Genomic DNA, 23,227 nt, shown 5'->3' with positions numbered 1-23,227 from the left:
GCGAGAAGTCAGCAGAGGCCATAGTAGTCGGAGGAGGTGCCGAAGGCGCTTGTACCCAGCCTCGCCGATGAAGGGCCGAACGGAAGGGAGGCCGATGCCTGCTTCGGCGGGGCTCGCACGGGAGGGTAGGGGTGAAGCCCCGAGAGTACCGCGCAGCGAGGAGACACCGACGGCGGAGAGCAGCCTCTTCGACCAGGACGGGGCTCCACAATCCAGTCCATCAACCTTCTGAACCGCCGTATACGGACCCGTACGTACGGTGGTGGGGGAGGGGTGCCGGGGGTAACTCCGGCCCCCCTATCCCGATCCCGGCCCGGATTTCACCCGCTGGCTGACGCGGCGGACCGTAGTTTGCTTTGGTGGCGGGGAGCAACGCTGGTTCGGCCGGAGCGCGGCCTGCCAGAGTGGGGAATGGAACTTGCTCCCCGCCGTTCGCGAACGCCCCCGGAGGATGGGCCCTGCCAGAGCAGGGAACGGGGGCTGGCTCACACAGGACTAACGGAGACGGCACCCGTGGCGCTCACTCGGAAAATCTCGCGCGCAATGCAGCGGCAGGTGGACCTTACCACCGCGGTCTGCCAGGAGCGGCTGCTCAGCACGCACGTTCGCCACGTGCTCGCGCTGGTGGACCTGGTGCACGACGAGCTGCCCTTCGATTCCGCGCTCGACATCTACGCGCGCATTCTCCGGCTTACCCCGGAGCAGGCCCGCAACGTTGGAAGCCGCGCGCTGGCCGCCATCGGACGGCGGACGGGGCTGACGGAAGCCGAGGAACTCAACCTCGACCTGTCCGACGACGAGTCGGACCTTCCGGATGAAACGCGCGCGCAGGGCGACGATTCGGGTCGGTTCGACGCGGTGTTCTCTCGCGTCCGCCGCCGCATCAAGGGCCGCGTGCAGGACGATCTTCGCCAGCGCATCAACCTGGCGTCGGCGCGTGCCGAAGACGCGCTCTTTGAGACGCACGTTCAGAACGCGCTGGTGTTCGGCAAGGCGCTGGCCGAAGAAGTGCCTCTGCACGAGGCGGTGGATCTGTACCTGGACGTGATGACGATTCCCGAAGGCGTGTCGGACGTCATCTTCAACCGGGCGCTGCGCATCGTCGCCGACGACGTGCTCCCGGGGCTGGACGCCAGCCGGGTTCCGCGCCGCGAAGCCGACGGCCGCACGGCCCCCGCTTCGGTGAACGCGTCGGCCTCCGCGCGCTGAGCAACGCACCCGGCCTGAGAGGGCCGGCACGGCCCCGCATCGCGCGGGCGCCGCACGACACGGACGGGGCCCGGCACGCCGGGCCGAACGGGTGAGGCGGAGGGAATGGGAGTGTCGTGGAACGCGATTTTGTGGTCGGGCTTCGTGGCCACCATCCTTTCGGCGTGTGTTTTCTGGCTGTTCCGGAGCTTTGAGTGGACCCGGTTCAGCCCCACCACCCAGCTGGGATGTCTGTTTTACCGGGATCCCAACGTTCCCGTGACCGAGACGGTAGGCTTCTTGCTCTTCTTTGCCCTGAACGTGGTGGTGGTCGCCGCGGTGTACGCGGGGCTCATGCGGGCGCTGGGCGGGCCGGGATGGGCGCTGGGCACGCTGCTGGGGCTCCTGAACGGGGCGGCGGTGGTGGGAGCGCTCCCCCTTCTGACCAGGGTGAGCAAGGCGGTAAAGGAAGGACGCATGCCGCCGCCGGGCCGCTACGGCCTGGCATGGGGCCGCGCGACGCCTTGGGCCATTCTGGCCGGCCACGGGGTGTACGGCGCGGTGCTGGGCGCGGTGCTCAAGGCGTTCTGAAGGATCCCGGCGAGCAGGCGGCGCCGGACGGGCAGGGGAGGGAAGGGCGCGCGGGCTGCGCCCTGCGGGACCGCGGCCCGGTACGGGCGCGGATGAATGGCAAGCGAAGTGTGATCAACACCCGGTTCGGAGAAGACAGATGAAGAGATTGGCAACAACCGCCCTGGCCGCCGCGGTTCTCGCGGTGGGCACCACGGCGGAGGCGGGCGCGCAGGACATGATGATGCGCCGCGCCAGCGCTTTCGAGCTGGGCGTGTACGCCGGCGGAAGTTACACCACCCCGTGGTTCAGCACGTCGGCCAACGGCGGCGACGACACCAGCTGGGCCCCGGAGTTCGCGCCCATCTTCGGCGCGACGGGCGCGTTCTTCTTTACGCCCTCGCTGGGCCTGCGGGTTCACGGCGCGTACATGCCGCAGAACCTGCCGGAAGACGAGGACAGCAACGTCGATTTCGAGTCTGACTACGTCGTCAACAGCTACCTGTACGACCTGGACCTGGTGTTCCGTCCGTTCGCCGCAAGCGAGACGGCCGGCAACCTGATGGCCAGCACGTACTTCTTCCTGGGCGGCGGCGGCTACACGGCCAACATCGCGGGAAGCGGCAACTACCCCGGCTGCCAGGCCGTTCCGGTCTGGATCACCAACGGCGTGTGCGTGTCGGACAGCCCCACGCTGTCCACCGTTGGCCAGGGTGTGGTGGGCGTCGGCGCCGACCTGTTCCCGATCGGCTCCGCGCTGGGCCTGTTCGGCGAGCTGGCGGTGCACGGCTACGACTCGCCGGCGCACGTGTCGGACGACAGCAACACGGCTGAAGACAAGATCACCTTTACGCCGCGCCTCGTGCTGGGCCTGAAGGCTGCGTTCGGCAACCTGCTGCCGCCTCCTCCTCCCCCGCCGCCGCCGCCGCCGCCGCCTCCCCCGCCGCCGCCGCCGCCCCCGGCTCCGCAGCCGCCGGTCACGCAGCCGACGCGCGAGATCCAGGTGTGCGTGGTGGAGAACGGTGCGCTGCGCAACATGTCTGCGACGTACAACACGCAGACGGGTGACACCACCTACATGGGTGGCACGCCGAGCATGACCGGCTACGCCGCGAGCTCGACGTGGTTCATCAACAACGAACCGGTCATGGTCATGGGCCGCCGGTACGTGAAGTACGGCCTGCCCCGCGTGCTCGGCGTCACCGACGTGACCCGTGCGGGCGAGTACCAAGGCGTGAGCGTGTTCGCCGAGAACGGCGCGACGGGCAGCCCGGATGTGATCTACATCCCGGTCCGCTCCGGCTGCGAGTTCCAGCCGTACCAGGTGGACGTCAAGGCGGGTGCGGTGCGCGGCGAGTAATCGCCACGCGCAATGCCCGGAAGTGAAAAAGGAGGGGCGCCACATGGCGCCCCTCCTTTTGCATCCCCCCGATGCCGCAGCCGCTACGCAAAGCGGTGCAAAAGTTCGAACGTTCGTTGCATGCCGCGGCCGGTGCCATTCTGGCGTGGATGTTCGGCCTCTGCCCCACCCGAGGGCGTCGGTATGACACGCGCGGCCGCCAACCGGCATGACGGGCGAATTACGGGCGCGGATGGATTCGCGCTATTGCAAGCGGTTGCGCGGCAACGGACTGGGCCGTGGGGGAGGTGGAGCCCGGCTCGATTCTCCGTGAATGTGAGTTGTGTTGGCATCGTTCTTGTATGGTCTCGTGCCGCGAAGTTTCGTTCCCCGTGGTGGGGAAGGTTCGCGATCACCCTGTTAGGGAGAAAAGGATGAAAAAACTCGCTACGTCTGCGCTGGCAGCAGCCGTGCTGGCGGCGGGGGCGGGGGAAGCGTCGGCGCAGGATATGATGATGCGCCGCGCCAGCCAGTTCGAGCTGGGCGTGTACGCCGGTGGCAGCTACACCACTCCGTGGTTCAGCACCTCCAACGGCGGCGACGACACCAGCTGGGCCCCCGAGTTCGCGCCCATCTTCGGCGCGACCGGTGCCTTCTTCTTCACGCCCTCGCTGGGTCTGCGTGTTCACGGCGCGTACATGCCGCAGAACATGCCGGAAGATGAAGACAGCAACGTCGATTTCGACACCGACTACACGGTCAACAGCTACCTGTACGACCTGGACCTGGTGTTCCGTCCGTTCGCCGCGAGCGAAACGGCCGGCAACCTGATGGCCAGCACGTACTTCTTCCTGGGCGGCGGCGGCTACACGGCCAACATCGCCGGAACCGGAACGTACCCGGGCTGCCAGGCCGTTCCGGTCTGGATCAGCAACGGTGTCTGCGTCTCGGATCGCCCGACCCTGTCGACGGTCGGCCAGGGTGTGGTCGGCGTGGGTGCCGACCTGTTCCCGATCGGCTCCGCGCTGGGCCTGTTCGGCGAACTGGCGGTGCACGGCTACGACTCGCCGGCGCACGTGTCGGACAACGACAACGTCGGTGGTGAGGACAAGATCACGTTCACGCCGCGCCTCGTGCTGGGCCTGAAGGCTGCGTTCGGCAACCTGCTGCCGCCGCCTCCTCCCCCGCCGCCGCCGCCGCCCCCGCCGCCGCCGCCGCCGCCGACCGTGGTGACGCCGCCGCCGGCTCAGTCGCCGACGCGCGACATCCAGGTGTGCGTGGTTGAGAACGGTGCGCTGCGCAACATGTCTGCGACGTACAACACGCAGACGGGTGACACCACCTACATGGGTGGCACGCCGAGCATGACCGGCTACGCCGCGAGCTCGACGTGGTTCATCAACAACGAACCGGTCACGGTCATGGGCCGCCGGTACGTGAAGTACGGCCTGCCCCGCGTGCTCGGCGTCACGGATGTGACCCGTGCGGGCGAGTACCAGGGCGTGAGCGTGTTCGCCGAGAACGGCGCGACGGGCAGCCCGGATGTGATCTACATCCCGGTCCGCTCCGGCTGCGAGTTCCAGCCGTACCAGGTGGACGTCAAGGCGGGTGCGGTGCGCGGCGAGTAATCGCCACGCGCAATGCCCGAAGTAAAAAAGGAGGGGCGCCGCAAGGCGCTCCTCCTTTTCTTTTTCTGTTGATCCGCGGATCCCACTCCCGGATACGGGGCTGCATCCCGTCATGCCGCCCGGCCGGAGTCATTCCGCACCCCGGTTCGAGGAGAGTCCCTTCTCCCGCTGCCCATGGCCGCGTTCGGGAAAGATGATCTTCCTCCGCGTCCGGCCGCACTCCCGATCGACACCGACCTCGTTTCATTCCGCCGCGCCCGCCGTTTTCTCGTGCGGGCTCCTCATTTGCATTCGTCTGGATTCTACGGGCGTTGACCCTCCAATCTCCTTTTCACGTGGACGATCCAATGGACATGGCTGGCGATCCTGCTGCTGGCGTTCCGGGTGGTGCCGGCGGTCGCCTGGTCGGGTGCGGGCGAGGTGGCGCCGCCCCCCTCGGCGCATTCGTTCCGGCGGAGCGCCGGCGCACGGCGCGGCTCCTTTCCCCTGCGGCGCTGGCGTTCGCGCTGGCCACCGCGGCCAGCACCGCCGCGGCGCAGCAGACCGCGACGGTCGCGGCGGGCGCGCGCTATCAGGTCGGCTCCTTTCACCGCTCGCTGTGGGGCGGCGCGTACCGGGACCTGTGGGCCACGCCCATCCGCGTCCCCGTCCTGGCGCCGGACACCTTTGCCGGCGGGCTGCGGGTGGAGCAGGAAGGCGGCGGGCTGGCGACGGAATCGCTGCGGCTTCGGGGCCGCGACGGGCGCGAATACGTGTTCCGCTCGGTGGACAAGGACCCCGCGCGCGGGCTGCCGCCGGACCTGCGCGGCGGCCCGGTGCAGACGGTGGCGCAGGACGAGGTGGCCAACAAGCATCCCGCGTCCGCGCTGGTCGTAGACCCGCTGCTGACCGCCGTGGGGATCCTGCACGTGCAGCCCCGCCTGTTCGTGATGCCCGACCACGCGTTTCTGGGCGAGTACCGCGAGCGCTTCGCCGGGCGGCTGGGCTGGGTGGAGCTGCGCCCGGAGGACGACGAGGACGGCGCTCCCGCCTTTGCCGGAGCCCAGAAGGTAATCGGGACGGACCGCCTGTTCGAGCGGCTGGAGGAAGACCCGCGCGAGCGGCTGGACGCGCGCGAGTACCTGGTCGCGCGGCTGATGGACATTCTGGTGGGCGACTGGGACCGGCACCTGGACCAGTGGCGGTGGGCCGGCTACAAGAGCGGCGACAACTGGCGGTGGCGTCCCATTCCGCGCGACCGCGACAACGCGTTCAACGACTACGCCGGGCTGCTGAACCTGCCGGTGCGCGCCGCCGCGCCGCAGTTTGCGCGGTGGGACGAGGACTACGTGGACGTGCCGGGGCTGGTGAAGACGGGCGGTGACCTGGACCGCCGGCTGCTGTCGGAACTGGACCGCGCGGCCTGGGACTCGGCGGTGGCGTTCGTGAAGGGGCGGGTGACGGACGCGGTGATCGAGGGCGCGGTGCGGCGGATGCCCGCGGAGTACATTCCGCTGAACGCGGAGGTCCTCGCCGGCCAGCTGCGCTCGCGCCGCGACCACCTGGGCGAAGCCGCGGGGCAGTTCTACGCGCTTCTCGCCAGCGACGTGAACGTGCACTCCACGGACGAAAAGGAGCGCGCGGAGGTGCAGCGGCTGCCCGACGGTTCGGTGGACGTCGTGATCCGCAGCGAGGGCGTACCCGGAACCTGGTTCCGCCGCCGCTTCGTCCCGTCGGAGACGCGCGAGGTGCGCCTGTACCTGCAGGGCGGGGATGACCAGGCGGTCGTGCGGGGCACGGCGTCCAACTCCATCCAGGTTCGGCTGATCGGCGGCGGTGGCGACGACGTGCTGGCGGATTCCGGACGGGCCGGCGCCCGCTCCACCGTCATCCACGACGACCGCGGCGACAACCGCTTCGTGCGCGGGCCCGGGACCAAGGTGGATACCCGTCCATACGATCCCCCCGCGCCGCGTTCGCTGTTCGGCAACCCGCCCGCGCCGCGCGACTGGGGCGTGGACTTCGCGCCCATTTCCCCGTACGCGCGCTGGCAGCCCAACGTGGGCCCGGTGCTGGGCGCGGGGCCGCGGTGGACGCGGTACGGATTCCGCCGCCAGCCGTACAAGCGGGAGATCAGCCTGCGCGGCGTGTACGCGCCGCTGGAGGACGGGGTCGGGGTGGAGGCGGACGCGGACTTCCGCCGGACCTCGTCGCGCGACGGGCTGCGCCTGGTGGCGGGGGCGCGCACGTTCGACGTGATCCGCTTCCACGGCCTGGGCAACGAGTCCCCGGGCGACATCGAGGAGGAGTACGAGGTCACGCATTCCGTGGTGAACGCGGAGGCGCGGTGGTACGGATGGACCGGCTCGCGCACGTCCTACTCCATCGGCCCGGTGGCGCGGTGGATGGACCCGCGCGACGACGCGGATCGTCTCGCCCCCCTGCGCGGCGGCGACGGACTGGTGGAGGCCGGCCTTGCGGGCGGCGTGCAGATCGACGCACGCGACACGCTGCCGGTAACGCGCGGCGGCTGGCTGGTGCGCGGCGGTGCGCGGGCGCTGGCGCACGACGCGGGCGGCCCGTTCGCCCGCGTGGAAGGGGAGGGCCGCGCCTACCTGCCGCTGCTGGCCGGCGGCACCTCGCTGGCGTTGCGCGCGGGCGGCGCGGTGGTGCGCGGCGGCTATCCCTTCCAGGAAGCGGCGTACCTGGGCGGCGGCGAGTCACTGCGCGGCTTTCCGTACCAGCGCTTCGCGGGCGACGCGGCGGCGTTCGGCGCGGCGGAGGTGCGGCAGCCGGTGGGCCAGGTGCACGTGCTGGTGCGCGCCCGCGTGGGCGTCTTCGGCTTCGGCGAGGCCGGGCGCGTGTGGCTGGACGGGGAATCGCCCGGCGACTGGCACCCGTCGTGGGGCGGCGGCGCGTGGTTCGAGACGACCGGGCGCGTGGTGACGCTGACCTACGCGCGCGCAGACGTCACGCGGCTGTACGCGGGCTTCGGCCTGCCGTTCTGATCGGCGGGTGGACGGCAGTGGTTGATCGTCGTCCGCCCGCTGTCCGCCGCACCGGGGGGCGCGGCCGGTGCGGCGCGCGGAACGGGTGCGGATGGGGCGGGGTAGTGTGAGGTTCGCGGGATTCCGTCCGGCGGCCGGCTCCACGGCCGCGCGGGACCGCCTCTTGGGCAAGAGCATGATGGACGACCTGCACAGCGATCCCTTTCACGCCCCGGCGGGCGGCTCCCTCGGGCCGTCCACTTCCTCGTCCGCGCCGGTGGATCCGCGGCAGATGAGCACCGGCCGGTGGATGTGGGAGTGGACCAAGGCGATCAGCACCGCCATCCTCCTCTTTCTGGTCATCCGCACCTTTGCGGTGGAAGCCTTCAAGATCCCCACGGGGTCCATGGAAGGCACGCTGCTGGTCGGCGACTTTCTGCTGGTGAACAAGGCGGTATACGGCGCCGAGATCCCGCTGACGCACCAGCGCCTGCCCGCCTTTTCGCTGCCGCGCCGCGGGGACGTGATCGTCTTTCTTCCCCCGCACGATCCGCACAAGAACTACGTAAAGCGCATCGTGGGCTCGCCGGGCGACACGCTGGAGATGCGCGACAAGGTGCTGTACCGCAACCACGTGGAGATGACGGAGCCGTACGCCCGCCACACCGATCCGCTGAGCGACCCCGCGGACCCGCAGATGGACTGGCAGCTCGCCTACCTGGTGAACCGCCGGCTCACGTGGAAGACGTACCATCCCACGCGCGACAACTGGGGACCGCTGGTGGTGCCCGCGGGGAAGTTCTTTGCGCTGGGCGACAACCGCGACCGGTCAGAGGATTCGCGCTACTGGGGCTTCCTGGACGCGCGCGCCATCCGCGGCCGCCCCATGTTCGTCTACTACTCCTTTCAGCACGACCTGACCGAGCAGTTCGACTGGCTGACGCGCGTGCGCTGGGGGAGGATCGGCGACGTGATCCGCTGATTCCGGAACGGCGGGAAGGGGATGGGCGGCTGGCGATGGGAAGGGACAAAAGGTGCTAAACAAATAGCGGCGCGATCCTGGAATCCAGTGATCGCGCCGTATCTTTTTGCGAGCGGGCACGCGGGTTTGTGAAGGGGGGTTGACAGGGTAAGGCGGGTTTTCCATGTTCCGTGGCAGGTGGTCCCCGCCCGGGGATCACTGCTTCTCTTCCGCTGTACCGCGCCTCTCGGCGCAATCTCCGCCGGGTCCTCCCGAACGGCCCCCAGCTTCCGTCCCCCGGAGCACGCCGATGACCTTCAGCCCGCCCAAGAAACTTCCGGCCGAATCCGAGTCGCTGGACCAGTACCTCCGCGAGATCAGCGTATACCCGCTCATCAACCGCGAAGAAGAGTGCCGGCTGGCGCAGCGGATCCGCGAAGGAGAATCCGAGTCGCTGGAGCGGCTGGTGCGCGCCAACCTGCGGTTCGTGGTGGCGGTGGCCAAGAAGTACCAGAACCAGGGCGTATCGCTGGCCGACCTCATTAACGAGGGCAACATCGGCCTCATGCGGGCGGCGCGGAAGTTCGACGAGACCAAGGGGATCAAGTTCATCTCCTACGCCGTCTGGTGGATCCGGCAGGCGATTCTGCAGGCGCTGGCGGAGCAGTCGCGCATCGTGCGGGTGCCGCTGAGCCGGGCGGGGGCGGTGCACCGCATCGGCAAGCGCAGCTCCGCGCTCACGCAGGAGCTGGGGCGCGAACCCACGCTGCAGGAGATCGCGTCGGAGCTGGAGGTGCCGGAAAACGAGATCAGCCACGCGCTGGCGATGTCGCAGGTGTACCTGTCGCTCGATGCGCCGCTGGTTCCGGGGGAGGACGGGCAGCTGCTGGACTACCTGAGCGACACGGTGTCGCCGGGCCCGGACGACGAGGTGTACGAGCACGCGCTCAAGCGGACGATCGACGACGCGCTGGGAACGCTGAGCGAGCGCGAAAGCAAGGTGCTGCGCCTGTACTTCGGCCTGGGCGACACGGAGCCCATGACACTGGAGCAGATTGGCGAAAGCTTCGGCATCACGCGCGAGCGGGTGCGGCAGATCAAGGAGAAAGCCCTGCTTCGCCTGCGCCACCAGTCCCGCGCGCGCTTCCTGGAGACGTTCCTGATCTAGTCGATGGACCGCGAGGATTGTCCTCGCCCGGGGTTGATGACGAGAGGGCGCACGAGAATCGTGCGCCCTCCGCTGTTTTGGATCCCCGGCGTTCCGCCGATTCGCCGCGCCCGCGGTCCGTCGCGGAACCGGTCGCACGACCGGAAGCGCGCGCCATCGATGCCACCGGCTGCCGGGGATCGCTGGGGACCTGCCCTGGGCACCGAGCACCTGGAGCCGAGCACTCCGGCGCTCGCCCCCGCCCCTCTGCCGCCCATCCCCGCCGCCCTGGGTTGACACATTCGCCCGAACCCTGTATTGTGACGGTCTGTCCCGACCACGCCACTCCGCCTCCGGCACGGCGCCGGAAGCGGAGTTTTCGTCCGGAACACCAGAACCCGCCGGCACAGGCCGGCACAGGCCCGCGCCTTGGGCGCGAGAGAGTAGAATGAAGACGTATTCCGTTAAGGCGGGCGAGATCGAGCACAAGTGGTACGTCGTCGACGCCGGGGGCAAGATCCTCGGCCGTGTGGCGACGGAGATTGCCCGCGTTCTGCGCGGCAAGCACAAGCCGATCTTCACGCCGCACCTGGACACCGGCGACTACGTCGTGGTCATCAACGCGGACAAGGTCCGTCTGAGCGGCAACAAGGCCGACCAGAAGACCTACTTCAAGCACACCGGCTACATGGGCGGGGAAAAGTTCATCCCCTTCCGCGAAATGCTGGCCAAGCACCCCGAGCGGGTGATTGAGCTTGCGGTGAAGGGCATGATGCCCAAGAACGCCCTCGGCCGCCAGATGCGCAAGAAGCTGAAGGTGTACGCCGGGACGGAGCATCCGCACCAGGCGCAGAATCCCGAGCCCCTCACCTTCTGATCATCATGGCGACGGAACAGATCAACGCAGTCGGGCGCCGCAAGACCTCCGTGGCGCGCGTGTACCTGCGCCCGGGCAACGGCACCTGGTCGGTAAACGGCCGCACGCTGGAGGCGCACCTGCCCCGCCACGTGCTGCAGCAGTCCGCCAGCCGTCCGCTGGTGGCGACGCAGACCGACGGGCAGTACGACGTGAAGGTGACGGTGGCCGGCGGCGGGCTTCGCGGCCAGGCCGACGCCATCCGCCTTGGCGTGGCGCGCGCGCTCGTCAAGATCAACGAGGACTTCCGCCCCACCCTGCGGGCCGAGGGCCTGCTGACGCGCGACCCGCGCGAGGTGGAGCGCAAGAAGCCCGGACGTCCGGGCGCCCGCAAGCGCTTCCAGTTCAGCAAGCGCTGATCGGGAGCGTGGGAATCGCGGTGCCGGAGCGGCCATGCGCTGTTCCGGCACCGGTGTTTCCCGAATCCCGACCGATCAAGCACACTGCCCGACGCCCGTGCCGGGTGCCGCCGTACACCGGCGGTCGGCGCGGCGGATGACGGCGGTGGAAGCCCGGGCCCCGGGGTGGGGCCGCAGGGAAAACCGTACTTACAGGACCGATCAGCATGGCCGTCCCTCAGATCCAGGAACTCCTGGAAGCCGGTGTCCATTTCGGGCACCAGACCAGCCGGTGGAACCCGAAGATGCGCAAGTTCATCTTCGCGGAGCGCAACGGCATCTACATCATCGACCTCAAGAAGACGCAGCGGCAGATCGAACTCGCCCAGGAGCTGGTGCGGGGCGTGGTGTCGCGCGGCGACCGCATTCTCTTTGTCTGCACCAAGAAGCAGCTCAAGGGCGTGGTGGAAAGCACCAGCGAGCGGTCGGGGTCGTTCTTCGTGACGGAGCGCTGGCTGGGCGGCATGCTCACCAACTTCACCACGATCAAGAAGCAGATCCGCCGCATGCGCGAGCTGGAGCGCGGCCAGGACGAGGGCGCCTTCGAGCACTACACCAAGAAGGAACGCCTGATGCTTGACCGGGAGCGCGAGCGCCTGGAGAAGTACCTGGCCGGTGTGAAGGACATGGCCCGCCTGCCGGGCGCGCTGTTCGTGGTGGACGCCAAGCGTGAAAAGATCGCCATCAGCGAGGCCAACAAGCTGGGCATTCCGGTGATCGCCATCGCCGACACCAACGCCGACCCGGACCTGCTCACGGTGCCCATCGCGGGCAACGACGACGCGATCCGCGCGGTGGAAGTGATCAGCGGCGCCATCACCGACGCCATCCTGGAGGCCCGCGCCGCCATGCCGGTGGACGACCGCCGCCGCAGCGACGAGCCCGAGGCGACCACGTACAGCAGCGAGACCGGCGAGCAGAAGCCGGCCGACCGCGGCGACGACCGCAACCAGAAGCGCCGCCCGCGCCGCAAGCGCCGGCCCAGCGCCGGCGGCGCTCCGGGGTCGGCTGACGGGGGCGACGAGGGCTGAGGCCCGCGCCGAGCGCACGGTTTTTCAGGGGCCCCCGGCGCAGCACGCCGGCGGCCCCTTTCCGTACCCGCGCACCGCGCGGGCGAATTCGCCGGGCTACGGGGTTGCGCGAGCGCCCCGGAACCCCGATTCTCCGGCCCGCGGCCCCGCCGCAGCGCCGGCCGACAGCAAACGACGCACTTTTCCGGGACGGATACTCTACGATGTCCAACGTAATCAGCGCACAGGCGGTCAAGGAACTCCGGGAGCGCACCGGGGCCGGGATGATGGAGTGCAAGGGCGCGCTCACCGAGTCCGGCGGCGACATGGAGGCGGCGATCGACCTGCTGCGCGCCCGCGGCGCGGCCAAGGCGGCCAAGCGCGCCGAGCGCGAGGCCCGTGAAGGCGCCATCGGCAGCTACATCCACATGGGCGGCAAGATCGGCGTGCTGGTGGAAGTGAACTGCGAGACCGACTTCGTGGCCCGCAACGACGCCTTTCAGCAGCTGGTGCGCGACATTGCCATGCACATCGCCGCGGCCAACCCGGTGGCGATCCGCCGTGAAGACTTTCCGGCCGAGCTGGTGGAGCGCGAGCGCGCCGTGTACCGCGAGCAGATGAAGGAATCCGGCAAGCCGGAAGCCATCTGGGACAAGATCGTGGACGGCAAGATCGACAAGTTCTACGCCGACCAGGCGCTGCTGGAGCAGCCGTACGTGAAGAACCCCGACCAGACCGTGGGCCAGCTGATCACCGAAGTCAGCGCCAAGACGGGCGAAAAGATCGACGTGCGCCGCTTCTCGCGCTACGGCCTGGGCGAATGAGCGGGGCGGCCGACGGCGGGACCGAGGGGCTGCACTATCCCCGCGTGCTGTTGAAGATCTCCGGCGAGGCGCTTGCCGGGGAGCAGGGTTTTGGCATCAGCCCTCCCGTCGTCGACCGCCTGATCGACGAGATCCGCCACGTCCATGAGATGGGCGTGGCGCTGGGGCTGGTGATCGGGGGCGGCAACATCGTCCGCGGCACCAAGGCCAGCGCCGAGGGGATGGACCGGGTGAGCGCCGACTACATGGGGATGCTGGCCACGGTCATCAACGCGCTGGCGATCCAGAACAGCCTGGAGCGCAAGGGCGTGGAAACGCGCGTGCTCACGGCCATCCGCATGGAGCAGTTGGCCGAGCCGTACATCCGCCGGCGGGCCATGCGCCACCTGGAAAAGGGGCGCGTGGTGATCTTTGCCGGCGGAACGGGGAATCCGTACTTCAGCACCGACACCGCGGCGGTGCTGCGCGGGATCGAAATGAACGCCGACGTGATCATCAAGGCCACCAAGGTGGACGGTATCTACTCGGCGGACCCCAACAAGGACCCGAACGCCGAGTTCATCCCCGAGATCTCGTACCTGGACGCGCTGTCGCGCGAGTTGGGGGTGATGGACGCGGCGGCGCTGTCGCTGTGCAAGGAAAACCACATTCCCATCGTGGTGCTGAACCTGGATGCGCCGCGCGCGGTGTCCCGGGTGGTGCGCGGCGAGCGCATCGGCACGCTGGTTCACTGAGCCTTACTTCGACCTGATCCGGAGACCGGAACGCCATGTCCAGCCTGCAGAAAGCCCGTCAGCGAATGGAAAGCGCCATCGAGGCGCTGCGCCGCGACTTCCAGAGCGTGCGCACCGGCAAGGCCAACCCCGCGCTGCTGGATTCGGTGCGGGTGGAGGCCTACGGCAACCTGATGCCCCTGAACCAGGTGGGCACGGTGAGCGCGCCCGAGCCGCGCATGCTCACCATTCAGCCCTGGGACAAGACCCAGATCAAGGCCATCGAAAAGGCGCTGCGCGAGTCGGACCTGGGGCTCAACCCCAGCAACGACGGCAACCTGGTGCGCATTCCCATTCCGGCTCTTACCGAGGACCGGCGCCGGGAGTTCGTGAAGATGCTGCACAAGATGGCCGAGGAAGCGCGCGTCGCCGTGCGGCAGGTGCGCAAGGACGCCAACGATGAGGTCAAGGCGCGCCAGAAGGATGACGGCCTGAGCGAGGACGACATCCGCCGCGAGCAGGGCGACGTGCAGAAGCTGACGGACCAGTACGTGGCCAAGGTGGAAGAGATGGTCAAGGCCAAGGAAGCCGAGGTCATGGAGGTCTGAACCTCCTTGATCGGTTTCCTTTGATGACAAGGCGGGGGCGCACGATTCGGATCGTGCGCCCCCGCTTTCGTTTGTTCTCGTATTCCGCTGAACTGCCGTTTCACACGGAGGTCACGGAGGATGCACGGAGGGCACGGAGGAACAGCAGAAGAAAATCTCACACAGAGACACAGAGCCACAGAGAGAAGAGGAGGCGTGGCTGTTGTTTTTCTCTGCGCCTCTGCGGCTCTGTGTGAGGCTGTTTTTCTTATTCCGCGCCGAAGCGGTAGAGGATCAGCGAAGAGTAGCGCTCGCCGGGGCGCAGGATGGTGGACGAGAAGTGGGGATGGTTGGGCGCGTCGGGATAGGCCTGCGGCTCCAGGCACAGCCCCGTGCGGTGCGCGTACGCGATCCCGCCTTTGCCCACCGTGGTGCCGTCCAGGAAGTTGCCGGAGTAGAACTGGATGCCCGGCTGGGTGGTGTGCACCTCCAGCACGCGGCCGCTTTCCGGCTCATGCACCCGCGCGGCCAGCGCCAGCGTCCCCGCGCCACGCAGCGCGAAGTTGTGGTCGTAGCCGCCCGCGTACCGCAACTGCTCGTCGTCCGCGTCCGCGCGCGCGCCGATGGGCTGCTCGTCGCGGAAGTCGAACGGGGTGCCCTCGACGGCGGCCAGTTCGCCGGTGGGGATCAGCGTCTCATCCACCGGCGTGATGGCGTCCGCGTTCAGGCGGAGGCGGTGGCCCAGGATCTCGCGACGCGGGTCTGCCGTCAGGTTCCAGTACGTGTGCTGGGTCAGGTTCACCGGCGTGGGCGTGTCCGTCACCGCGTCGTACTCCACCCGCAGCGCGCCTTCGCTGGTCAGCAGGTAAGTGACGGTCACATCCACCGTGCCGGGATAGCCCTGGTCTCCGTCGTCGCTGGTGAGCCGCAGGCGCACGCCGGCACCCTCGGACGTTTCCACCGTTTCAGCGGCCCACAGGCGCTTGTGGAAGCCCCTGGGACCGCCGTGAAGGTGGTTGGGCGCGTTGTTGATCAGCAGCTGGTGCTCGTGGCCGTCCAGCGTGAAGCGGCCCCGCGCGATCCGGTTGCCGGAGCGGCCGATGAGCGCGCCCTGGAACGACTCGTCCGCCAGGTATTCATCCAGCGTGTCGAAGCCCAGCACCACGTCTCCCATGCGGCCGTCGCGGTCGGGGACGTGGATGGACAGCACGGCGCCGGCGTAGGCGCTCACCCGCACCCGCGCCACGCCGGGCAGCTCCATCGTGAACGCTTCCACCGGCGTTCCGTCCGCCAGATGGTCGAAAGGGGAGCGCTGCACGGTCACAGTCTGCACGGAATCCTCTGGGCTGGTCATGAGCAGGGCCGCCCGCTCATCAGGCGGCCCGGAACCGAAAATCTATCGCACGGCGAAGCGTCAGGGCAGGGAAGAACCGCTTTGAATCACACAGAGTCAACAGAGTTAACAGTAACAGACTGGACTGATGCCGCCTGATCTCTTCCGTTACTCTCTGTTGACTCTGCTAACTCTGTGTGCGACCTGCTGTTCTCAGTTCCTCCGTGCCCTCCGTGCCCTCCGTGCATCCTCCGTGACCTCCGTGTGAAACGGCAGTTCAACCGGACGATGCGAGGCGCCTCAGTTAGCGCACTGCCCGGAAGGCATGGCGATCTGGCGCCCGGACTCCGCCGGAATGCCGAAGTCCGGCGACCCGTCCGCGTTCCACCCGAATTTCTGCATGCGGATCACGCGGTCCCACCCCGGCGTGGTGCTGGTCTTGGCGTGATACACGATCCACGATTCGCTGCTGTCGGGCGACACGGTAAAGCTGGCGTGCCCCACCCCCGGCACCCCGCCGACGGGAAGAAAGACCGGCCCGCTCTTGGTCCAGCTGGAAGCCTGCAGCGGGTTGGCCCCGGTGAGCCGCAGCTGCCCCAGCCGGTAGTTCTCCAGCCACGACTCCTTGGTGGAGTAGATGACGAACGTCTGCCCGCCGCGCTGCAGAAACTCCGGCCCCTCCTGAAGATCCAGTTCGGTGCCGCGCTCCCACGGCTCCACGGGCGAGCTGAGGCGCGTGCGGTTGCCGCTGATGGTGTACGGATTCGACATGGGCGCGGCGTACAGGTGCTGCGCCGTCTTGTCTGTGGTCGCGTTGTTCTCCCATCCGCTCCACACCGCCATCAGCTGCCCGTTCACCCGCCCGACGGTGAGGTCGATGGCCCACTTGTTCTCGCCCCCGCCCGCCAGGTCATCGCCCGTGTACAGCATGCCGCGGTCGGTGTACGCGCCCTGCGGATCGTCGCCCGCGGATTCCAGCACGCCCGCGCGCTGGTGCGTAAACGGCGGCCCGGCGCGTCCCCCGGCGTAGTAGATGTACCAGCGCCCGTCCACGCGGTGCAGCTCCGGCGCCCAGATGTTGGTGCGGTTCCACCCCGTGTCGGGCGCGGCCCACACCCGCGTGCCGGGCCCCGCCACCTCGGTGAGTCGCGTGCTGCGCGACACGTAGATGCCGTTGTCGCGCGACTGCACCATGTAGTAGGCGCCGTTCCAGCGCACCACCCAGGGGTCGGCGCCCCCCGCCACCGGGTTGGCGAAGGTGCACCTCGCGACGGGCGGCGGCTCGGTGGAGCCGCCGCCGTTGCCGGAGCACGCCGCCAGCAGCGCGGCGAGGGCGACGGCGGAGGCGCGCGGAAAAGCTCGGAGGATCATCATGCGGCCTGGAGTTGGAAACGGAAGGGCGCGGCGCCGTGAGGTGCACGCGCCCTGGGGTGTGGATGTGCGAACGGCCGCCGGAGCGGCCGTTCGCGTTGGTGTCACGCCGTTCCCCGAATTACCAGCCGGGGTTCTGCTTGACGTTTTCGGCGTTCAGGTTGGTTTCCGTGGACGGGATCGGAAGCAGCGCCCGGAACGGCTCGAACAGGTTGAAGTCCGGGTCGTGCGTCTTGAGGATGTTGATCCGCGCCTGGTCCGTGAGCCACCCGTGCCGCTTGAGCCACAGGAAGCGCTCGTTCTCAAAGCCCAGTTCCTTGAGCGTCTCGGCCTCGATGCGGTCGCGCATCTGGGTCTGCGACAGCCCGGCGGCGATGGGGGCCAGCCCGGCGCGCGCGCGCACCTGGTTGACGAACGGGCGGGCCGCTTCCGTCTGCCCGGCCTCGTTGAGCGCGTCGGCGTGCATCAGCAGCACGCCGCCCAGGCGCAGCACCCGGACGTTGATGGGGTTGTCCCAGTCCTGGTCGCGCTTGTAGTACTCGCCGTACTTCTTCCAGAAGCGGTCGCCCAGCCGGTTGCCGTAGCGCGCGGTGAACGAGGTGCCGTACACGTCCTGGCCGCCGGCGCGGTTGTAGAACAGCGTGGCGTCCAGGCGCGGGTCCGGCTGGTCGGCCGTGGTACGCTCGCTGGCCAGCTGGTCATAGTACCAGTTGGTGGGCTCGCCGTCGCAGAAGCCGACACCGCACGGGCCCATCATCTTGATCATGTTCTGCCCGCGGCTGCCGGCGGCCAGCACTTCGGGGCCGCCGAACTGCACCTCGAAGATGGACTCGCGGTTGTTCTCGGTCGCCTCGATGAAGTTGTCACCGTAGTTGGCCATGAGCTGGTAGCCCGGGATCACCGGGGCGAACGCCGCGGCCGCCTGCGGCCACTTGCCCTGCTGCAGAAGCGCGCGGCCCAGCAGCGCCGACGCGGCGCCGCTGGTGGCGCGGCCCACGTCGGCGCCGGAGTACGACGCCGGCAGCACGGCCCGGGCTTCGTTCAGGTCCTTTTCAATCTGCGCCCACGCCACGTCCGGCGTCACCTGCACCGGACGGTCGCTGGCCACCGACGGGGTGAGCGGCATGGGCACGTTGCCGTACAGGCTCACCAGGTTGAAGTACATCAGCGCCCGGATGAACTTGGCCTCCCCCACGATGCGGTCGCGGGTGGTGGTGTTCATGTCGATGCCCGGCACGTTGGCGATGACCTGGTTGGCCCGGAAGATCGCCTGGTAGTGGTGCTGGAACAGCTCGCGGTTCACCTCGAAGTCGTAGCTGCTGAGCACCGACTTGGTGAAGTTGGCCAGGTCGCCCCACGGGCTGCGGCTGTAGCCGATGTCCGAGCGGGTGTCGTAGGCGAACTGCAGCCAGCGGCCGTAGGTGCCGTTTTCCTGCAGGCCGCGGTACGCGGCGTTCACGCCCAGGATCGCGTCCTGTTCGTTCTGCCAGAATGTTTCCTCGGTCCGCTGGTTGGGGTCGGACTGCGTCAGGTCGGCGCACCCCGTGAGCATCGCGGCTCCCAGGAGAAGCACCGGAACCATCCGGTTGAGTGGCTTCATGGCTCGATTGCTCGGCTCGTTGTGGGTGGAGGATCCAGGCCGCCGCATTACAGGTTCACGTCGATGCCGAGCGTGAACGAGCGCGGGTTCGGATAGATCGTTCCGTCGTCGATTCCGCGGGTCAGGGCGTTGCCGGCGTTGATTTCCGGGTCCCAGTTGGAGAAGCCGCTGAAGGTGTGCAGGTTCTGCACGTTCAGGTAGATGCGCGAGCCTTCGCCGCCCAGGCCCAGCCGGCTGGTCAGGCTGCCCGGCAGGCGGTAGCCCACCACCACGTTCTGAATGCGCAGGTACGAGCCGTCCTCGATCCAGCGGTCGGTGTTGGCGCGGGCGTTGTCGGCGCCGGCGGCACCGAACACGGCGCGCGGGTCGTCGGTGTTGGTGTTCTCGGGCGTCCAGGGGTTCAGCCCGGCGCGGTAGTTGGAGTTCTCGTCCAGACGGTCCGTCCAGTACTTCACCACGTTGAACACCTCGGAGCCCTGCGAGCCGCGCATGGCAAGGCCGAAGTTGAAGGCGCGCCAGGTTCCGTTCAGCGCCAGCCCGCCCTCAAGGTTGGGGATGGGGCTGCCCGCCACGTAGCGGTCGTCGTCGTTGATGGTGCCGTCGTCGTTCAGGTCCGCGTAGCGGATGTCGCCCGGCCTGGCGTTGGGCTGGATCAGGCGGCCCTCGCTGTTCTTGTACGCCTGCACTTCGGCGTCGCTCTGGAACAGGCCGTTGGTGCGCAGGACGTAGAACTCGCCGATGCTGCCGCCCACCGTGGTGCGCGACACGTTGTTGAAGCCCGCGAAGATCGGCTGCCCGCCATTGCCCAGCGCGGTGACCTTGTTGTCGATGGTGGTGAGGTTGGCGCTCGTGGTGAGCTCAAACTCGCCGCGGTTCATCGTGTACTCGGCGCCGAACTCGAAGCCGCGGTTGCGGATGCTGCCGGCGTTCACCGTGGGCGCCGCCGTGGCGTCGTTGAAGCCCGAGCCCAGGCTCCAGGGGATGGGCGCGTTCACCAGCAGGCCGTCGCTCTTGCTGACGTAGTAGTCGGCCGTAAAGCGCAGCGCGTCGTCCATCACGCTGAAGTCCAGCCCCACGTTGGTCTGCGTCTGGTCCTGCCAGCGGATGTCGGGGTTGGCCAGGCGCAGCTGCGTGGCACCCGTGGCGATGTTGCCGCCGAACAGGTAGCTCTGGTTGGCGATGATGGACGCCGCGTACTGGAAGTCGCCGATGTCCTGGTTGCCCAGCGAGCCGTAGCTGGCGCGCAGCTTCAGGTTGTCGACGGCGCCGCCCAGGAAGGGCAGGTTGTCGTAGAACGACTCTTCGCTGATCACCCAGCCGGCCGAGCCCGACACGAAGGTGCCGTACTTGTTGCCGGGCCCGAAGCGCGACGAGCCGTCGCGGCGGATGGTGCCGGTGAGCAGGTAGCGGTCGGCGTACGAGTAGTTGGCGCGGGCCAGCAGGCCGCGCAGCGCGCTGGGGATCTCGAAGCCGCGGTTGGCGAAGCTGGTGGTGCCCGCGTCGATCTCCGTCAGGTCCTCGTCGGCGAAGCCGCGGCGGTACGCCTCGATGCGCTCAAAGCGGCCCGTCTGCTCCGACACGCCGGCCACCGCGCTCAGCGAGTGCTCGCCGAAGGTGTTCTCGAAGTTCAGCAGGTGCTCCATCAGCAGCACCATGTTGGTGTCGCGGCGGTCCGTGGCCTCGTTGAAGGTGGGCACGGTGTTCTGCCGGATCTGCTGCTGCCGGATGAAGTTGTTGTAGTTCAGGTCCTGGTAGTCCACGCCCAGGTTCAGGCGGTAGCGCAGCCAGCGGGTGAACGAGTACTCGCCGAACAGGCTGCCCAGCACGCGGTTGCTGATGTCGCGGTTGTCCTCGCGCTCAAACGCGCCCACCGGGTTGGTGCCGAAGGTGGCCAGCGCGCCATTGCCGCTGCCGTAGCCGTAGCCGCTGGCGTTGTTGGCGTCACGCACCGGAATGCCCGGCTGCAGGCGCACCGCGTCCACCAGGGGAAAGCCCACCAGGTTGTTGCGCGTGCTGCGCGACAGGGTGGCGTTCTGCCCCACGCGCCACTTGGAGCCGCGCGTTTCCGAGTTCACCCGGAAGCTGAAGCGCTCGAAGTCGGTGTCGATGATGGTGCCTTCCTGATTGAAGTAGCCGGCCCCGATCAGGTAGTTGGCGTTGTCGCTGCCGCCGCTGACGGCGACGTTGTGGTCCTGCACGGCGCCCTGCTGGAACACCGCGTCCTGCCAGTCGGTGTCGATGCTGATGGGGGTGTTGTCGGGCGCCTGGCCGCCGTTGACGCGGGCCATGTTGTTGATCTGCGTCCACCGCTCCGAGCTTACGAAGTCGATGCGGCGCGGCACTTCCTGGAAGCCGTAGTACGAGTTCACGGCCACCTTGGGCGCGCCCGAGCGGCCGCGGCGGGTGGTGATGACGATGACGCCGTTGGCCGACTGCGCGCCGTACTGCGCGGCCGCCGACGCGTCCTTCAGCACCTGCACCGACTCGATGTCGCGCGGGTTCAGGTTGGGGTTCTGGCGGGTGTACATGCCGTCCACCACGTATAGCGGAGAGGTGCCGCCCAGAAAGTTCTGCCCGCGAACGATGACCTGCGACTCGCGCCCCGGCTGTCCGCTGGACACGATGTTCACGCCGGCCACGCGGCCGCGCAGCGCTTCTTCAACCGTGGCGACCTGGCGGTCCTGGATGTCGGCCGCGGTCACTTCGCTCACCGCGTCGCTCACCGTGGCGCGGCGCTGGGTGGTGTAGCCCACCGCCACCAGCGTGTCGAGCGTCAGGGTGGCGGTGCCCAGTGTGAAGTTGGCGGTCGCCGTTTCGCCGGCGGCCACGGTCACGGTCACCGCGCTGGAGGAAAAGCCCATCTGTCCGGCGCGCACCTGCTGCCGGCCGGCGGGAACGCCGCTGATGGTGTAGCGTCCGTCAGGCCCGGTGCGGCCGCTGAGCTGGGTTCCCACCACCGACACCTGCGCGTCGGCCACGGGCGACCCGTTGGCCGCGCTCACCACGAGGCCGCTGATGCGGCCGGTACTCTGGGCGTGAAGCGGCACGCCCGCGAGCAGTGCCAGACAGGCGAACGCTCGGAACAGCAGCCTCGCGGCGGTCCGGGCGCGGGAAACGACAGGGTTCTTCATCGGGTTCCCTCAATTGGGAAGCGGGTGAACGGGTCCGGCCGCGCGGGGGACGCGCCGGCCGGGGTGGGGCGGGTGGGACAACTCCGGCGGGCGGCCACGGGCGGCCCGGTGCTACACGGTCGGGTCATTCGTTCAGCGCACGGACAGGCTCGGGGTGCGCCCGGCGCCGGCGGCCCCGCTGCCGACGGCCACCTGGACGATGGAGGGGGCGGGCGCCGCGCCCCCGGAACGGGCGCGGGTGGAATCGCGCGCCACCACTTCGGTTTCCAGGAACAGCCTCTGGGGCGGAAGCGTTTCGCGCGATTCGATGTGCCGGATGAGCATCTGCGCCGCCATCTGCCCCATGTGGAACTTGGGAACGCGCACGGAGGTCAGCCGCAGCGGCAGAAACTCCAGGATGTGGATGTCGTCGAACCCCACCACCGACACGTCGCCGGGAACGTCGATCCCCAGCTCCGACAGCGCGCGGCACAGGCCCAGCGCCACCAGGTCGTTGTAGCAGGTGACCGCGGTAGGGCGCTCCGCGGCGGGGCGGCCGGAGAAGTACTCCATCCCCGCGCGGTAGCCGTCTTCGGCGTGGGCCCCGGCGCGCACCACGCCGTCATCGCCAAAGATGATGTGGCTGGCGCTGCACGCCCGTCTCACCCCGTCGATGCGCTCCTGGCTGTGCATGGAGTACGCGGGCCCGGCGAAGTGGGCCAGCCGCGCGTGCCCCTGCCCGATCAGAAACTCCACCGCCTTGCGCGAGGCGCCCTGGTTGTCGACGTCCACCAGCGACGCCTGCAGCCCCAGCACCTCCTCCAGCAGCACGAAGGGCAGGTTGCGCCGCTTGAGCTCGAACAGGTGCGACAGGTCCGCCGTCTGGTCCAGCACGGGGGTGATGATGAGCCCGTCCACCCCCTTGGCCTGCGCCAGCTCCACCGCGCGCCGCTCGGAGGCGTGCTCGCCCTCGCTGCTCATCACCAGCAGGGTGTAGCCGGCCTCTTCCGCCGCGGCGCGCGCGCCGGTCACCACTTCGCCGTAGTACGGGTTGTCGATTTCCTTGATCACCAGCCCCAGGCTGCGCACCTGGCCGCCGCCGCCCCGCGTGTCCGGCCCGCTCTTGCGGTAGTTGAGCGATTCGATGACGGCCAGCACCCGCTCGCGCGTGGACTTGCGCACCGTTCCCGTGTCGTTGAGTACGGCGGACACGGTGGCCTTGCTCACTCCCGCGAGCCGCGCGACGTCGTTGATGGTCGGCTGCTTGTTCTTCATCGGCGGCGTGGGCAGAGGCGGGGCGCGGGGCGGAATGGCGGAGAGAGCGGCGCCCGCGAACCGGGGGTGAACCGCGATTGAACGTGTTTGAACAGGTTCGGGTGCGTTCAGGTTAGACGTTCGCTTCCGGGCTGTCAAGCATTATGTTCGTTCGAGGTGCAAATCTGTGACGGCCCTGCAACGGTCCGGAGAGCGCGGACCCCTCTTGGGCCCAGCACCCAGCAGGAGCAGGGCCGGAAGCCGGATTGCGCCTCGCGGATGTTGGCCCGTTCGGGGCCCATCCAACTCTTC

Annotated in this window: 18 protein-coding genes; 13 read left to right on the top strand and 5 right to left on the bottom strand. The window is 68.8% G+C overall.

All coding sequences use genetic code 11. The features are described from left to right. Window positions 1-555: 555 nt before the first annotated feature. From HNQ61_RS08825 to frr, 13 genes are all read left to right on the top strand, one after another. Entirely contained in the window at window positions 556-1,209 is a 654-nt protein-coding gene (locus tag HNQ61_RS08825) for a hypothetical protein (RefSeq protein WP_183685586.1), read from the top strand. 258 nt (window positions 1,210-1,467) lie between these two features. Beyond that, on the top strand, window positions 1,468-1,779 hold the full coding sequence (locus HNQ61_RS08820) for a hypothetical protein (protein ID WP_170039980.1): 312 nt from the start codon (window positions 1,468-1,470) through the stop codon (window positions 1,777-1,779). 139 nt (window positions 1,780-1,918) lie between these two features. Next, window positions 1,919-3,118, top strand: coding sequence for a hypothetical protein (locus HNQ61_RS08815; RefSeq protein WP_170039978.1), 1,200 nt, complete (start codon window positions 1,919-1,921; stop codon window positions 3,116-3,118). A gap of 413 nt (window positions 3,119-3,531) precedes the next feature. Next, complete coding sequence (locus tag HNQ61_RS08810; RefSeq protein WP_170039976.1) at window positions 3,532-4,725, top strand: hypothetical protein; 1,194 nt, start codon at window positions 3,532-3,534, stop codon at window positions 4,723-4,725. Window positions 4,726-5,072: 347 nt separating this feature from the next. Further along, window positions 5,073-7,712, top strand: coding sequence for a BamA/TamA family outer membrane protein (locus tag HNQ61_RS08805; protein ID WP_170039973.1), 2,640 nt, complete (start codon window positions 5,073-5,075; stop codon window positions 7,710-7,712). A 175-nt stretch (window positions 7,713-7,887) separates the two neighbouring features. Then, on the top strand, window positions 7,888-8,673 hold the full coding sequence (lepB, locus tag HNQ61_RS08800; protein WP_205762210.1) for a signal peptidase I: 786 nt from the start codon (window positions 7,888-7,890) through the stop codon (window positions 8,671-8,673). A 289-nt stretch (window positions 8,674-8,962) separates the two neighbouring features. Then, the gene (locus HNQ61_RS08795) at window positions 8,963-9,820 is read left to right on the top strand and encodes a sigma-70 family RNA polymerase sigma factor (protein ID WP_170039971.1); all 858 of its coding nucleotides are present in this window, start codon (window positions 8,963-8,965) and stop codon (window positions 9,818-9,820) included. Between the two features lie 427 nt (window positions 9,821-10,247). Then, window positions 10,248-10,676 (top strand): 50S ribosomal protein L13, encoded by a 429-nt coding sequence (gene rplM, locus HNQ61_RS08790; protein WP_170039969.1) that lies wholly within the window; start codon window positions 10,248-10,250, stop codon window positions 10,674-10,676. Between the two features lie 5 nt (window positions 10,677-10,681). Then, the gene (gene rpsI, locus HNQ61_RS08785) at window positions 10,682-11,074 is read left to right on the top strand and encodes a 30S ribosomal protein S9 (protein ID WP_170039968.1); all 393 of its coding nucleotides are present in this window, start codon (window positions 10,682-10,684) and stop codon (window positions 11,072-11,074) included. Window positions 11,075-11,280: 206 nt separating this feature from the next. Further along, window positions 11,281-12,144 (top strand): 30S ribosomal protein S2, encoded by an 864-nt coding sequence (rpsB, locus tag HNQ61_RS08780; RefSeq protein WP_170039967.1) that lies wholly within the window; start codon window positions 11,281-11,283, stop codon window positions 12,142-12,144. Window positions 12,145-12,347: 203 nt separating this feature from the next. Further along, window positions 12,348-12,947: a translation elongation factor Ts gene (tsf, locus tag HNQ61_RS08775; RefSeq protein WP_170039966.1), complete on the top strand. Its 600-nt coding sequence runs from the start codon at window positions 12,348-12,350 to the stop codon at window positions 12,945-12,947. Next, window positions 12,944-13,681 (top strand): UMP kinase, encoded by a 738-nt coding sequence (pyrH, locus tag HNQ61_RS08770; RefSeq protein ID WP_170039965.1) that lies wholly within the window; start codon window positions 12,944-12,946, stop codon window positions 13,679-13,681. Before tsf ends, pyrH begins: the two co-directional genes overlap by 4 nt. 35 nt (window positions 13,682-13,716) lie before the next feature. After that, window positions 13,717-14,268, top strand: a complete 552-nt coding sequence (frr, locus tag HNQ61_RS08765; RefSeq protein ID WP_170039964.1) for a ribosome recycling factor — start codon at window positions 13,717-13,719, stop codon at window positions 14,266-14,268. A gap of 247 nt (window positions 14,269-14,515) precedes the next feature. Here frr and HNQ61_RS08760 read toward each other — a convergent pair whose 3' ends face one another. From HNQ61_RS08760 to HNQ61_RS08740, 5 genes are all read right to left on the bottom strand, one after another. Further along, window positions 14,516-15,580 (bottom strand): galactose-1-epimerase, encoded by a 1,065-nt coding sequence (locus HNQ61_RS08760; RefSeq protein WP_170039963.1) that lies wholly within the window; start codon window positions 15,578-15,580, stop codon window positions 14,516-14,518. A 300-nt stretch (window positions 15,581-15,880) separates the two neighbouring features. Then, window positions 15,881-16,951 carry a glycoside hydrolase family 43 protein gene (locus tag HNQ61_RS08755; protein ID WP_183685584.1) on the bottom strand — a complete coding sequence of 357 codons (1,071 nt, stop codon included), beginning with the start codon at window positions 16,949-16,951 and terminating at the stop codon, window positions 15,881-15,883. 121 nt (window positions 16,952-17,072) lie between these two features. Next, window positions 17,073-18,551 (bottom strand): RagB/SusD family nutrient uptake outer membrane protein, encoded by a 1,479-nt coding sequence (locus tag HNQ61_RS08750; protein WP_170039961.1) that lies wholly within the window; start codon window positions 18,549-18,551, stop codon window positions 17,073-17,075. Between the two features lie 47 nt (window positions 18,552-18,598). Then, window positions 18,599-21,682, bottom strand: coding sequence for a SusC/RagA family TonB-linked outer membrane protein (locus HNQ61_RS08745; protein ID WP_170039960.1), 3,084 nt, complete (start codon window positions 21,680-21,682; stop codon window positions 18,599-18,601). Window positions 21,683-21,814: 132 nt separating this feature from the next. Next, complete coding sequence (locus HNQ61_RS08740) at window positions 21,815-22,936, bottom strand: LacI family DNA-binding transcriptional regulator (RefSeq protein WP_170039959.1); 1,122 nt, start codon at window positions 22,934-22,936, stop codon at window positions 21,815-21,817. Between the last annotated feature and the right edge of the window lie 291 nt (window positions 22,937-23,227).

The sequence above is a fragment of the Longimicrobium terrae genome, assembly GCF_014202995.1.
Taxonomy (GTDB): Bacteria; Gemmatimonadota; Gemmatimonadetes; order Longimicrobiales; family Longimicrobiaceae; genus Longimicrobium; species Longimicrobium terrae.
Note: the sequence above shows the minus strand (reverse complement) of the source record. Positions and strands in the feature narration are given on the sequence as shown.